The sequence below is a fragment of the Streptomyces deserti genome, from assembly GCF_054782695.1.
Genome location: NZ_BAAGRZ010000016.1, coordinates 1 through 13,148, shown reverse-complemented (window position 1 = coordinate 13,148; position 13,148 = coordinate 1). Strand labels below are relative to the sequence as shown.

Sequence of the window (13,148 nt, the reverse complement as noted above, 5' to 3'; positions counted from 1 at the left end):
GGTCAGGACAACCAGGTCAGGACAACTCCGGTCAGGACCCCGGCCCCTGGCCGGCCTCCTGCGCCACGAGCCCCAGCATCTGCTCCGCCTCCGCCCGCCGGGCCTGCACCGCCTCCTCGCCGCCGTCGGCACCGTCGTACGCCTCGTACGCCGCCAGCACCGCACGCGCGCGTGCCGCCGCCTCGGCCGGGCGGCCCAGGTCGGCCGCCAGCCAGCCCGCGGCGAGCTCCGCGCCGGTACGGCTGTGCAGAGCCGCGTCCCCGAGCGAGGCGAACACCTCGACGGCCCGCACCACCTGCGACAGGGCCTCCTCGAACAGGGGCCGGTCCGGGCCGCGCTCCTCGGCGGTCTCGGCGGCGGACCGGGCGAGCAGGTCGCCGAACTGCCGGTGGGTGTGGCCGAGTTCGGCGACGAGCCGCTGCCGGGACTCCTCGCCGGCCGCCGTCTCCAGCGCCGCCTCGCACTCGCGCACCGCGTCCGCCATCAGGCCGCGCGCCCGGGCCCGGCCGTCCTCCAGACGCAGCACGAGCCATGCGCGGGCGCGCAGGGAGCGGACCAGGCCGTGGACGTCGCCGAGCTCGCGCCACAGGTCGCCCGCGCGCGCGTAGGCCTGCTCGGCCTCGGCGGGCAGGCCCGCGTGCCCGAGGGACTCCCCGGCGAGATGGGCGAGGGTCGCGTGGTCCTGCTGCTCGGACCAGTTCCGGGCGATCTCGGCGGCCTGCAGGCGCCGCTCGGCCGCCGCCCGGTGCTCGCCGAGTTCGCTCAGGCAGTCGCCGAGCCACCACTGCGTCTGGACGATCGCACCGTCGTCGTGCGTCTCGGCCGTCAGCTCGGGCAGCACCGACTCCAGCACCTCGGCGGCCTCGGCCCACCGCCCCTGCCGCAGCAGGAACCCGCCGAGCTGGTGGCGAGCCCAGGCGCCCAGTGCCGCCCCCTCACCGGCCTCGTCGGCCCAGTGGGCCGCCTCCAGGGCGTGCCCGGCGGCCTCCTGGAGCTCACCCCGGCCGCCGAGCACCTCGGCGAGCTGGAGGTGCAGCTGAGCCCGTCCGGTCGGCTCCACGTGCGCTCCGCCGTGCTCCAGGGCGGCCCGCAGCGCCCGCTCCGTCTCGGCCACGTCGCCGAGATGGTGGGCGAGGGAGGCGAGCCGGGCCTCGTACTCCACCGCGAACCACGGCAGCCCCGCCTCGACGTACTCCGCCGCGGCCCGCGCGAACAGCCCCGCCGCCGCCTCCAGGTCCCCGGTGCGGCCCGCCACCTCCGCGAGCATCGCCCGCGCCTCCGCGGCCCGCGAGGCGAGCCGTACGTCCTCCCCGGCCCGCCCCTCGACGAGCGCGAGCACCTCCCGCGCGGCGGCCTCGGCGTCGGCCAGGACCCCGTCCGCCGCAGGCCCCTCCGCCACGGTGCCGTCCGCCTCGTGCACCCGCCGCATCAGAATCCGCGCGCGCCCCATCAGCACGGCCGCCGTCTGCCGGATCTCCGTGCCGCCCTCGGCGTACAGCGCGAGGACCGCGTCGTAGGGCTCGGCGACGGCGGCCAGTGCCGCGTCCACATCGCCCGCGAAAGCGCGTACGTAGGCCGCACGCGTGCGTGCCGCCAACGCCTCGCCGGGGTCGCCCGCCTCCGCGTACAGCTCGGCGGCCCGCTCGAAGAGCTCGGCGCCCTCGGGGCCGAGGCCCATCGCCTCGTGGTCGGCGATCTCCGCGCGGTCGCGCGCGTCCAGCTCGACGCCCGCGGCGTCCTCGGCGGCTCGCGCGACCGCCGCCCAGGCCTCCACGGCATGGGGCTGGAGCGTGTCCGACAGCCGCCGCGCCTCGGCGAGCAGCGCCGGCAGATCCGTTTCCTCCGTGGGCGTGGCCACCGGGGGAGCCACCTGCGCGGCCGGCACCGGCCGCGCCGCCGACCGCACCCCCAACGGCAGCCGTTCCACCAGGGGCCGCTGGTCCATACGCGCGCGTGCCCGTGCGCTGACGTGCGAGGTGCCGTTGCGCTCGTCGAAGCGTGCCGCGAGGGCGAGGGCCTCCGCACGCGCGTGCGTGGCGAGTTCGCGCGCGGTCCACGCCCGGCCGGCCGGACCGGGCACCCGCTGCTCGCCCAGGCCGAGCCCGGTCAGGCGGTCCATGAGGAGGGCCACCACGCACAGGAAGTCCAGTTTGCTGCGCGGATGACCGTCGTTCGTGAAGTACGCCGGTCGCTCGGCCAGCAGCTCCAGGCCCCGGGCCTCGTTCCCGGTCAGCGCGCAGAACTCCACGTGGTCGGCGTACGCGCCGCGCATGCTCTCCATGGCCCGTACGAGCCTGAAGCCCCGCAGATGGTTGGCGCGCGCCTCGTCCAGGCGGCCCAGCCGCAGCAGCGGCACCAGGGAGGACGCGAGGGCGGTGTGCGGCTCGTGGGCGCAGGTGAACTCGCCCTCCAGGACCGGCCGCCACAGCTCGAGCGCCTCGGCGTCCCGGCCCCGCTCCGCCTGCCACCAGCCCTGCCCGTGCAGCTCGCAGGCGTGGCAGTCGGCCATGGTGTCGCGCTCGGCGGCGAGCCAGGCGGCGTACGCCCGTTCGGCCCGCTCGACGTCCCCGACGTGCGCGGCCACGCTGAACTCGGCGCTGCGCACCGCCCGTTCGGAGTGCCCGGCGAGCCGGTAGCGGTGCTCCATCTCGCCGAGCCACTTCTCGATGGAGGCGAGCGGGATGTGCGGCTGGCCGAGCATGCCCGCCGACATCCACTTGAAGACCCAGTGCAGCGAGTGGGTCTCGTACTCGTCGAAGTCCTCGGGGTGTTCGTCCCACATGCGCAGCAGCCGCGCGAACGGGACGAACATCTTGTCCTTCTCGGAGCTGTAGTTGTAGACCTTCAGCTGGTGTCCGAGCGCCTCGATCACGGCGAGCGGGATGTTCAGCTTCTCGGCCTCGGCGAGCAGTTGCTCCGCGCGCGCGTTGCGGGCCGGTCCCTCCGGCTGCTCGGAGTTCTCCGCCATCGCCTGGCGGAGAGAGTCGAAGTCCGTGATCTCCGTCATCAGTGACCGCCCCCCGCAGTGTCTCCCGCGGCGTTCCCCGTCGCGTCGGATTCGCCGTGTGTGGCCCACTCGAGCAGGCCGATGAACGCCCGGTTCAGCAGCGCCGAGTCGGCGGGCCTGAGCGGGCGCTGCGCCATCAGCAGCGCCTGCCCGTACAGGGACTCCGTGGCGGTGCCGATCAGCTCCGGGTCCCGCAGTGCGCTGATCCTGCGGACCAGCGGGTTGAGGTGGTTGAGCACCAGACGCGCGCGGGGCGCGCTGCCGCGCAGCGAGCCGAGGATGCCGGCCCACAGGTCGTCGGCCTGCGCCTCGGCCTGAGCGCGGGCCTGCTCGTGCCGGGCCTCCCGGTCGTCCAGGTGCAGCGCGGGCACGGACAGCGGGTGGAAGGCCCGCAGGACGACGTCACAGCCCAGCGGGTCGAGTTTGGCCCGCGCGGCCGCCAGGAAGCCCGACAGGGCCAGCTCCTCGGCCGGGTCGACCGCGTCCAGGTGCGCGGTCACGGTGTCCGCGTCCAGCTCGGCGACCACCGTGCCCGGCCGCACCGAGGGCAGCGCCTCGACCAGCTCGCTGTCGTACGTGTAGCCGCCGTTGATCACGCCGATGCCCTGCGCGGACGCGATCGGCGCGACCTGCCGGTACTCCTCCACGGTCCGCGTGAAGTGCACCACCGGGTGGCGCTGCGCGAACTCCTCCAGGGACAGCCGCCCGTCGGTCGTCTCGAAGGGCAGCCACGGCAGCATCGTGCGCAGCATCTCCCGGTCGTGCCGCGCGAGCGACTTCACGCCCAGATGGTGCACCGACAGGAAGGCGGCCAGCCGCTCCGGATCCCCGGCCGCCAGCCCGGTCAGCCAGGCGCGAATCCTTTCGCCCAGCGCCTCCCGTACGGCGGCCAGCGTCTCGTCCTCGTACAGCGACTCGCGTGAGGCGGTGGGCCGCAGGCTGTCGGTGTCGATCACACAGCGCACGAAGAACGCCCAGTCGGGCAGCAGCTGTTCGGCCCGCTCGGTCAGCAGCATGCCCTTCAGGTGCACGCGGTGCCCCGCGCGCTGCGCCGGGCTGACCGCCGACGGCAGGACGTACGCCACGCCGCGTATGCCGGCCACCGGCACGGACAGCTCGATCGTGTCCAGCGGAGTGAAGCCGAACAGGTCATGGCAGTGCCGGGCGAGCGCCACCCTGCGGGTGGCCGGGCTCGGGTACGTGCGGTCCCAGGGCGCGGGCAGGTCCGTGACCGCCTCGTCGCCCACCCGCACGTCGTACGGCAGCAGCGAGCCGAAGTCCCGCGCCAGCGCCAGCACGCGCGTGCCCTCCAGCCACTCGGCGGCACCCGCGCGCGCCACCAGGTGAACGGTGGTGCCCGGTTCGGGCCGGGCCGCGTCCGGCAGCGTCCGCACGGTGTACGAACCGTCGTCGCACGCCGTCCACTCCACGGGCGGCGCGTCGGGCGTACGGGCGCTGCGGCTGACGACCCGGATCCGCTCGGCGACCACGAAACAGGCCAGCAGACCGATGCCGAACTGCCCGAGGAAGTCGGAGCGGGCCTCCTGCAGGCCCTCGGCGCGCTTGGAGCTGCGCCCGATGGTGGCGAGCAGGTTGTGCACGTCCGCCTCGGTGAGCCCCACGCCGGTGTCCTCCACCCGCAGGGCGGCGGCTTCCCCGGTGTACGCGTACAGCCGCACGCGCGCCGGGGCGTCGGGCTGCTCCGCGCGTCTGGCGGTGATGGCGTCCACGGCGTTCTGCAGCAGCTCGCGCAGGTACACCTTCGGACTGGAGTAGAGGTGGTGGGAGAGCAGGTCCACCAGACCACGCAGGTCGACCTGGAACATATGAGGTGAGTGGGATGAGGGAGGGTTCTGGGATGACTGTGAGGTCTGGGAGTCCATCGTCACGGCGCCGGTGGGGGGACTCGCGACGGCGCGGGGTCGGGCGGTCCCGGTGAGGCGGTGACCGCGGGGGAGGGCCGGGAGCGCGTCATCCTAAGGCCCGAACGAGCCGTCTGACCAGGGGTTTCCGGGACGTATACGGCGACGTCCACGGCCGGCTCTTCGGCATTGTCAGTGCCGTGGTGTGCAATGGATCTCGTGCCCGCACTGGAAGAACCACTGAAGAAGGTGCTCGGCCCCGCCACCGCGAAGGTGATGGCCGAGCATCTCGGCCTGCACACCGTCGGCGACCTCCTGCACCACTACCCGCGCAGGTACGAGGAGCGCGGCCAGCTCACGCACCTCGCCGACCTGCCCATGGACGAGCACGTCACGGTGGTCGCCCAGGTCGCCGACGCCCGCCTGCACACCTTCGCCTCGTCCAAGGCGCCGCGCGGCAAGGGCCAGCGCCTGGAAGTCACCATCACGGACGGCAGCGGCCGGCTCCAACTGGTCTTCTTCGGCCACGGCGTGCACAAGCCCCACAAGGAGCTCCTGCCGGGCACGCGCGCGATGTTCGCGGGCAAGGTCTCCGTCTTCAACCGCCGCCTCCAACTCGCCCACCCGGCCTACGAGTTGCTACGGGGTGACTCCGACGAGACCGTCGAGACCTGGGCAGGCGCCCTGATCCCCATCTACCCCGCGACCGCCAAACTGGAGTCCTGGAAGATCGGCAAGGCCCTCCAGACGGTCCTGCCCAGCGCCCAGGAGGCCGTCGACCCGCTTCCGCCCGCCCTGCGCGAGGGCCGGGGCCTCGTCTCCCTCCCCGAGGCCCTCCTGAAGATCCACCGCCCGCACACCAAGGCGGACATCGCCGATGCCCGGGCCCGCCTGAAGTGGGACGAGGCCTTCGTCCTCCAGGTCGCCCTCGCCCGCCGCCGTCACGCCGACGCCCAGCTCCCGGCAGTCCCGAGGAAGCCCAGGCCGGACGGCCTCCTCGCGGCCTTCGACGCCCGCCTGCCCTTCACCCTCACCGAGGGCCAGCAGAAGGTCTCCCAGGAGATCTTCGACGACCTCGCGACCGAGCACCCGATGCACCGGCTGCTCCAGGGAGAGGTGGGCAGTGGGAAGACGATGGTGGCCCTGCGCGCCATGCTCGCCGTCGTCGACGCCGGCGGTCAGGCCGCGATGCTCGCGCCCACCGAAGTGCTCGCCCAGCAGCACCACCGGTCGATCGTGGAGATGATGGGAGAACTGGCCGAGGGCGGCATGCTCGGCGGGTCCGAGCACGCCACCAAGGTCGTACTGCTCACCGGATCCATGGGAGCCGCCGCCCGCCGCCAGGCGCTGCTCGACCTGGCCACCGGCGAGGCCGGGATCGTCATCGGCACGCACGCGCTGATCGAGGACAAGGTGCAGTTCCACGACCTGGGATTCGTCGTGGTCGACGAGCAGCACCGCTTCGGCGTGGAACAGCGCGACGCCCTGCGCGGCAAGGGCAAGCAGCCGCCGCATCTGCTCGTCATGACGGCCACACCCATCCCGCGCACGGTCGCGATGACCGTCTTCGGCGACCTGGAGACCTCGGTCCTCGACCAGCTCCCGGCGGGGCGTTCCCCGATCGCCAGCCATGTCGTCCCCGCCGCCGACAAGCCCCACTTCCTCACCCGTGCCTGGGAGCGGGTGCGCGAGGAGGTCGCCAACGGACATCAGGCGTACGTCGTCTGCCCCCGCATCGGCGACGAGGAGGACGACCCCAAGGCCGCGAAAAAGAAGAAGTCCCCCGAGGACGATGCGGACAAGCGCCCGCCGCTGGCCGTCCTCGACGTGGCCGAGCAGCTCGCCAAAGGCCCCCTCCAGGGCCTGAAGGTCGAGGTCCTGCACGGCCGTATGCAGCCCGACGACAAGGACGCGGTCATGCGCCGCTTCGCCGCCGGCGAGACCGATGTCCTGGTCGCCACGACCGTCATCGAGGTCGGCGTCAACGTCCCCAATGCCACCGTCATGGTGATCATGGACGCCGACCGCTTCGGCGTCTCCCAGCTCCACCAGCTGCGCGGCCGCGTCGGCCGTGGCTCGGCGCCCGGCCTGTGCCTGCTGGTCACCGAGATGCCCGAGGCCAGCGCGGCCCGCCAGCGCCTCAACGCCGTCGCCTCGACCCTCGACGGCTTCGAACTCTCCCGCGTCGACCTCGAACAGCGCCGCGAGGGCGACGTCCTCGGCCAGGCCCAGTCCGGCACCCGCTCCTCCTTGCGGATGCTCGCCGTCATCGAAGACGAGGAGATCATCACCGAGGCCCGCGAGGAGGCCACCAGAATCGTCACCGCCGACCCGGACCTGGAAAACCTCCCCGCCCTGCGCACGGCACTGGACGCCCTACTGGACGAGGAGAGGGAGCAGTACCTGGAAAAGGGCTGAGGAGCAACGCCCTCGAAGGGGCGCGGGGCTGTGCCGGTATGCGGCTCCGCCGCGTGGGCGCGGGCGACCACACGCAACCCGCGGCCGCCCACGACGAAAAGGCACCACCCACCCCCGCCTGCCAAACTGAACCCATAACCACACCCACGAACAAGGACCCAAAATGACCCGCGTGATCGCCGGCGAAGCCGGCGGACGCCGCCTGGCCGTCCCGCCCGGGCACGGGACCCGACCCACCTCCGACCGCGCCCGCGAGGGCCTGTTCTCCACCTGGCAGTCCCTGCTCGGCGGCCCCCTGGACGGCGAGCGCGTCCTCGACCTGTACGCCGGCTCCGGCGCCGTCGGCCTGGAGGCCCTGTCCCGCGGCGCGGGCCACACCCTGCTCGTGGAGGCCGACGCCCGAGCCGTCCGCACCGTCCGGGAGAACGTGAAGGCCCTCGGCCTGCCCGGCGCCGAGGTCAGGTCGGGCAAAACGGAACAGATCATCCGTACAGCGCCGCCGGCAGAGCCGTACGACCTCGTCTTCCTCGACCCCCCGTACGCCGTCTCGGACGACGATCTTCGCGAGATTCTGCTCACACTCCTCTCGGAGGGGTGGCTAGCGGAGGAAGCCCTCGTCACCGTGGAGCGCAGCACCAGAGGCGGCGAATTCCGGTGGCCGGAGGGTTTCGAGGCGATTCGGGCCCGTCGCTACGGCGAGGGAACGTTTTGGTACGGTCGCGCCGCCTCTACGTGCGAAGACGCACGATGACCGGACCGGAGAGCGAGGGATCACAAGTGCGCCGCGCCGTCTGTCCCGGGTCGTTCGACCCGATCACCAACGGACACCTCGACATCATCGCCCGCGCCTCCAGGCTGTACGACGAGGTCTACGTCGCGGTGATGATCAACCAGTCCAAGAAAGGCCTGTTCGAGATCGACGAGCGGATGGACCTGATCCGCGAGGTCACCGCCGAGTACGAGAACGTGCGCGTCGAGTCCTTCCACGGCCTCCTCGTCGACTTCTGCAAGCAGCGCGACATCCCGGCCATCGTCAAGGGCCTGCGCGCGGTCAGCGACTTCGACTACGAGCTGCAGATGGCCCAGATGAACAACGGCCTCTCGGGCGTCGAGACCCTCTTCATCCCCACCAACCCCACCTACAGCTTCCTGTCGTCCTCCCTCGTCAAGGAGGTCGCCAACTGGGGCGGGGACATCTCCCACCTGGTGCCGTCGGCGGTGCTGGACGCCCTCGCCAGGAAGCTGAAGAGGGACTGACACCGCCCGCGCCGAGCCACGCTGGTCTGACAATCCCTCACCCGGTGTCCGGCGGACACTCCAGGGCCGTACAGTCGTCCCGTCCGTCTCCAACCCAGCTGTAGAGAGTGGCGAGCACAGGTGGACGTGCAGAAGAAGCTCGACGAGATCGTCACGATGGTCTCCGGCGCCCGGTCGATGCCGATGTCGGCCTCGTGCGTGGTCAACCGCGCCGAACTGCTCTCGATGCTCGAGGAGCTGCGGGCCGCGCTGCCCGACTCCCTCGCCCAGGCCCAGGAACTCATCGGCGACCGCGAGCAGCTGGTCGAGCAGGCCCGCCAGGAGGCCGAGCGGATCATCAAGAACGCGCACGCCGAGCGCGGCTCCCTGATCTCCGACACCGAGGTCGCCCGCCGCTCCCAGGCCGAGGCCGACCGGATCCTCGCCGAGGCCCGCAAGGAGGCCGAGGAGATCCGCGCCGAGGCCGACGACTACGTCGACTCGAAGCTCGCCAACTTCGAGGTCGTCCTCACCAAAACCCTCGGCTCGGTGGGCCGCGGCCGCGAGAAGCTCCTCGGCACCGGCCCCGGTACCGACGAGAACGGCTACGAGGACGAGGACGCCCCCGAGCGCAGCCACGACCCGCAGACCCTGCGCCGCACCGCCGACGAGTACGTCGACGCCAAGCTCGGCGCCTTCGAGGCGGTCCTCGCCAAGACCCTGGACGCCGTCGGCCGGGGCCGCCAGAAGCTGCACGGCCGCATCGCCACCGACGACCTCGGCGCCCTGGCCGCCGACACCTCCACCGTCCAGCACTCCAGCGACGCCGACTACCTCGCCGACCTCGCGGCCATGGCCGAACAGCCCGCCGAGCAGCAGCCCCCGCAGCCGCAGTACGACCAGCAGCCGGCGCACGCCTCCTACGGCTACCAGCAGCAGCCCGACCCGTACGGCGGCTACCAGCAGCAGTACGGCGGTCGGCAGGACCCCTACGGCTATCAGGCCGACCCGTACTCCCCCACCTCCGGCTTCGCTCCGGCGGGAGGTGCCCCCTACCAGGGCTACGACGGCCAGCAGGCCCCGTACGACCCGAACCAGGCCCAGGAGCCCCCTCAGCCCCAGCAGGGCTACACCCAGCCCCAGACGCTGGACGAGACCAGCCTCTTCGACACCAGCATGATCAGTGCCGAGCAGCTGCGGGCCTACGAACAGGGCCGGGGCCAGTAGCCCACGGGCCGGATTGGGCCGTCGGCGAAAGGTCCAGTATCCTGGCTCTTCGGTCGCGCGTACGTCCGCGATCAACGCTGCCCGGGAACACCGAAGGGCGGCGTCCCTCAGCTCAGAAGATCGAAAGCAGGAATGGCTCTGAACGCCCGCCTCGACCACCGCAACCCCCTCGTGTTCGACACGCACGAGCTGGGTCGGCGGCCTGGTGCGCTGCAGCGCCTGACCCGCACGGTCGACGCTCCCAAGGACTTCGGTCTCAAGGACGTCATCGGAGTGCCGGAAGGCGCCCCGGTGGAGCTCGAACTCCGCCTCGAGTCGGTCATGGAAGGGGTGCTCGTCACAGGCACCGCCCGTGCCACGGCCGAGGGGGAGTGCGTAAGGTGTCTGGAGCCGCTCGAGCAGCAACTCGAAGCGGACTTCCAGGAGATGTTCTCGTACCCTGACGCCGACGACCGGGGCCGCCCCAAGGCGGAGCCGGCCGACGACGCCGAGGAAGACGAGGACAGGCTCTTCATCGAGGACGGCCTGTTCGACCTCGAACCCGTGCTGCGCGATGCGGTGGTGCTCGCACTGCCGATGCAGCCGGTGTGCCAGGAAGACTGCCCAGGTCTGTGCACCGAGTGCGGAGCACGGCTGGCGGACGACCCGGACCACCACCACGATGCCGTCGACATCCGTTGGGCGGCTTTGCAGGGACTCGCCGACACCATGAAGGCCGGCGACAAGGACGACACGAGCGGCGCCGAAGCGGGCGTCGACGAGAAGCAGGAGAAGTAGCCGTGGCTGTTCCGAAGCGGAAGATGTCGCGCAGCAACACGCGCCACCGCCGGTCGCAGTGGAAGGCTGCGGTCCCCACCCTGGTTGCGTGCGAGCGCTGCCACGAGCCCAAGCTGCAGCACATCGCGTGCCCGTCGTGCGGCACCTACAACAAGCGCCAGGTCCTCGAGGTCTGAGCGGCTGGTGAGAGGCACTGTGTCCACGCCAAAGAAGCAAACCTCCCGCACAAACGGGGGTGGACCGGCGGACAACCAGGCCTCGTCCCACACGCTTCTGGAAGGGCGGCTCGGCTATAAGGTCGAGTCCGCCCTTCTGGTGCGAGCACTGACCCACCGGTCGTACGCATACGAGAACGGCGGTCTGCCGACCAACGAGCGCCTGGAGTTCCTCGGGGACTCCGTCCTCGGCCTCGTCGTCACGGACACGCTGTACCGCACCCACCCCGACCTGCCCGAGGGCCAGCTGGCCAAGCTGCGGGCCGCGGTGGTGAACTCGCGTGCGCTCGCGGAGGTGGGCCGCAGTCTCGACCTGGGCTCCTTCATCCGGCTCGGCCGCGGTGAAGAGGGCACGGGCGGGCGGGACAAGGCGTCCATCCTCGCCGACACCCTGGAAGCGGTGATCGGCGCGGTCTATCTCGACCAGGGCCTGGACTCGGCGGCGGAGCTGGTGCACCGCCTGTTCGACCCGTTGATCGAGAAGTCCTCCAACCTCGGGGCCGGCCTGGACTGGAAGACGTCCCTCCAGGAGCTCACCGCGACCGAAGGGCTCGGCGTCCCCGAGTACCTGGTCACGGAGACCGGTCCCGACCACGAGAAGACCTTCACTGCTGCCGCCCGCGTCGGAGGCGTCTCGTACGGCACCGGCACCGGCCGCAGCAAGAAGGAGGCGGAGCAGCAGGCCGCCGAGTCCGCCTGGCGGTCCATCCGGGCCGCGGCGGACGAGCGCGCCAAGGCCGCGGCCGTGGAAGCCGTGGCCGTCGAGCCCGTCGACGGGAGCACGGACGCTCCGTCGGCCTCCGCCTGACGAACAGCGCACTGAGCCGCACTGACGAAGAACAGCGCACCCGAGCGCCCGCCCCTGCCCGGGGGCGGGCGCTCGGCTCGTACACCGGTCCTCACCGGTCCGTCTCCGGGGGAGCCCATGCCCGAGTTGCCCGAGGTCGAGGTCGTACGGCGCGGCCTGGAACGGTGGGTCGCCCACCGGACCGTCGCCGAGGCCGAGGTACTGCACCCGCGTGCGGTGCGCCGGCATCTCGCCGGTGCCGACGACTTCGCGCACCGCCTCAAGGGCCACCGCATCGGCCCGCCCGTCCGGCGCGGCAAGTACCTGTGGCTGCCCCTGGAGGACTCCGGGCAGGCGATCCTGGCCCACCTCGGCATGAGCGGCCAGCTGCTCGTGCAGCCGCACGAGGCGCCCGACGAGAAGCACCTCAGGATCCGCGTGCGGTTCACGGACGACCTCGGTACCGAGCTCCGTTTCGTCGACCAGCGCACCTTCGGCGGCCTGTCGCTGCACGACACCAGCCCCGAGGGCCTGCCCGACGTCATCGCGCACATCGCCCGCGACCCGCTGGACCCGCTCTTCGACGACGAGGCCTTCCACCAGGCCCTGCGCCGCCGGCGCAGCACCATCAAACGGGCCCTGCTCGACCAGTCGCTGATCAGCGGCGTCGGCAACATCTACGCGGACGAGGCGCTGTGGCGCGCCCGCCTCCACTACGAACGCCCCACCTCCACCTTCACGCGCCCGCGCACCACCCAACTCCTCGGCCACATACGGGACGTGATGAACGCCGCCCTCGCCGTCGGCGGCACCAGCTTCGACAGCCTGTACGTCAACGTCAACGGCGAGTCGGGCTACTTCGACCGGTCGCTCGACGCGTACGGCCGGGAGGGGCTGCCGTGCCGGCGCTGCGGCACGCCCATGCGGCGGCGGCCCTGGATGAACCGGTCCAGCTACTTCTGCCCGAAGTGCCAGCGCCCGCCGCGCATCAGCCCCTGAGCTCCTGCGCCCGCCGGGCGTCGTAGCGCTCGCGTGCCGCCAGGACCTCGTCCATGCTGCCCTCCACGAAGTGGATGAGCCCGAGCAGCCGCTCCGCCACCCCGCGCCCCAGCGGGGTCAGCTCGTAGTCCACGCGCGGCGGGTTGGTCGGCTGCGCCTCACGGTGCACCAGACCGTCGCGCTCCAGCGCGTGCAGCGTCTGGGACAGCATCTTCTCGCTCACGCCGTCGACCCGGCGGCGCAGCTCGTTGAACCGCAGCGAGCCCTCGTACAGGGCGCCGAGCGTGAGTCCGCCCCAGCGGCCCGTGACGTGCTCCAGCGTGCCGCGCGAGGGGCAGGCCTTGGCGAACACGTTGTACGGAAGGTCCTGCTCCGCCGTGCGCTCCTGCGTGGTCGTCATACCTCAAGCGTACGCCAGCGCAGCGCTAACCGACAGATTGCACTAACTGCAAGTTAGCGCCCGCCCGGGCCGCCGAGGGCCCGCTAGTGTCCCGGTCCGGAGATCCTGTCGCAGTAGCGGCATATGCGGTCGATGATCTGGTCTGCGGTTTTGGTCCACTTGAAGGGTCTGGCCTGCTCGTTCCAGGTCTTGATCCAGTCCTCGAGCGCGGTCTTCAGTT

At 72.0% G+C, this 13,148-nt stretch carries 11 protein-coding genes; 8 read left to right on the top strand and 3 right to left on the bottom strand.

The annotated features are described in order from the left end of the window. Nucleotides 1–31: 31 nt before the first annotated feature. Complete coding sequence (locus tag ACYVMZ_RS24225; protein WP_461083030.1) at nucleotides 32–3,007, bottom strand: tetratricopeptide repeat protein; 2,976 nt, start codon at nucleotides 3,005–3,007, stop codon at nucleotides 32–34. Then, nucleotides 3,007–4,890 carry an HSP90 family protein gene (locus ACYVMZ_RS24220; protein ID WP_461083292.1) on the bottom strand — a complete coding sequence of 628 codons (1,884 nt, stop codon included), beginning with the start codon at nucleotides 4,888–4,890 and terminating at the stop codon, nucleotides 3,007–3,009. The genes ACYVMZ_RS24225 and ACYVMZ_RS24220 overlap by 1 nt, the downstream gene beginning before the upstream one ends. A 189-nt stretch (nucleotides 4,891–5,079) precedes the next feature. On the opposite strand from ACYVMZ_RS24220, the gene recG reads away from it, so the two are divergent. The 8 genes from recG (at nucleotide 5,080) to mutM (ending at nucleotide 12,528) form a co-directional block, all read left to right on the top strand. Next, entirely contained in the window at nucleotides 5,080–7,287 is a 2,208-nt protein-coding gene (recG, locus tag ACYVMZ_RS24215; protein ID WP_461083028.1) for an ATP-dependent DNA helicase RecG, read from the top strand. 163 nt (nucleotides 7,288–7,450) lie between these two features. Continuing rightward, nucleotides 7,451–8,038: a 16S rRNA (guanine(966)-N(2))-methyltransferase RsmD gene (gene rsmD / locus ACYVMZ_RS24210; RefSeq protein ID WP_461083026.1), complete on the top strand. Its 588-nt coding sequence runs from the start codon at nucleotides 7,451–7,453 to the stop codon at nucleotides 8,036–8,038. 26 nt (nucleotides 8,039–8,064) lie between these two features. After that, nucleotides 8,065–8,544 carry a pantetheine-phosphate adenylyltransferase gene (gene coaD, locus ACYVMZ_RS24205; protein ID WP_461083024.1) on the top strand — a complete coding sequence of 160 codons (480 nt, stop codon included), beginning with the start codon at nucleotides 8,065–8,067 and terminating at the stop codon, nucleotides 8,542–8,544. A gap of 120 nt (nucleotides 8,545–8,664) precedes the next feature. Further along, nucleotides 8,665–9,750: an ATP synthase F0 subunit B gene (locus ACYVMZ_RS24200; protein WP_461083022.1), complete on the top strand. Its 1,086-nt coding sequence runs from the start codon at nucleotides 8,665–8,667 to the stop codon at nucleotides 9,748–9,750. Between the two features lie 132 nt (nucleotides 9,751–9,882). Continuing rightward, entirely contained in the window at nucleotides 9,883–10,527 is a 645-nt protein-coding gene (locus ACYVMZ_RS24195) for a YceD family protein (protein ID WP_461083020.1), read from the top strand. 2 nt (nucleotides 10,528–10,529) lie between these two features. Next, nucleotides 10,530–10,703 (top strand): 50S ribosomal protein L32, encoded by a 174-nt coding sequence (rpmF, locus tag ACYVMZ_RS24190; protein ID WP_007493396.1) that lies wholly within the window; start codon nucleotides 10,530–10,532, stop codon nucleotides 10,701–10,703. Nucleotides 10,704–10,722: 19 nt separating this feature from the next. Further along, nucleotides 10,723–11,550, top strand: coding sequence for a ribonuclease III (gene rnc, locus ACYVMZ_RS24185; RefSeq protein WP_461083017.1), 828 nt, complete (start codon nucleotides 10,723–10,725; stop codon nucleotides 11,548–11,550). 117 nt (nucleotides 11,551–11,667) lie between these two features. Then, on the top strand, nucleotides 11,668–12,528 hold the full coding sequence (gene mutM / locus ACYVMZ_RS24180) for a bifunctional DNA-formamidopyrimidine glycosylase/DNA-(apurinic or apyrimidinic site) lyase (protein ID WP_461083015.1): 861 nt from the start codon (nucleotides 11,668–11,670) through the stop codon (nucleotides 12,526–12,528). On the opposite strand, the gene ACYVMZ_RS24175 is transcribed toward mutM, so the two are convergent. After that, the gene (locus ACYVMZ_RS24175) at nucleotides 12,518–12,928 is read right to left on the bottom strand and encodes a winged helix-turn-helix transcriptional regulator (protein ID WP_461083013.1); all 411 of its coding nucleotides are present in this window, start codon (nucleotides 12,926–12,928) and stop codon (nucleotides 12,518–12,520) included. The two genes, mutM and ACYVMZ_RS24175, sit on opposite strands and share 11 nt — an antisense overlap. Between the last annotated feature and the right edge of the window lie 220 nt (nucleotides 12,929–13,148).

Coding starts and splice junctions, on each gene's coding strand:
- ACYVMZ_RS24225 (WP_461083030.1), bottom strand. CDS start 3,007: ATGACGGAGATCACGGACTTCGACTCTCTCCGCCAGGCGATGGCGGAG.
- ACYVMZ_RS24220 (WP_461083292.1), bottom strand. CDS start 4,890: ATGGACTCCCAGACCTCACAGTCATCCCAGAACCCTCCCTCATCCCAC.
- recG (WP_461083028.1), top strand. CDS start 5,080: ATGGATCTCGTGCCCGCACTGGAAGAACCACTGAAGAAGGTGCTCGGC.
- rsmD (WP_461083026.1), top strand. CDS start 7,451: ATGACCCGCGTGATCGCCGGCGAAGCCGGCGGACGCCGCCTGGCCGTC.
- ACYVMZ_RS24195 (WP_461083020.1), top strand. CDS start 9,883: ATGGCTCTGAACGCCCGCCTCGACCACCGCAACCCCCTCGTGTTCGAC.
- mutM (WP_461083015.1), top strand. CDS start 11,668: ATGCCCGAGTTGCCCGAGGTCGAGGTCGTACGGCGCGGCCTGGAACGG.
- ACYVMZ_RS24175 (WP_461083013.1), bottom strand. CDS start 12,928: ATGACGACCACGCAGGAGCGCACGGCGGAGCAGGACCTTCCGTACAAC.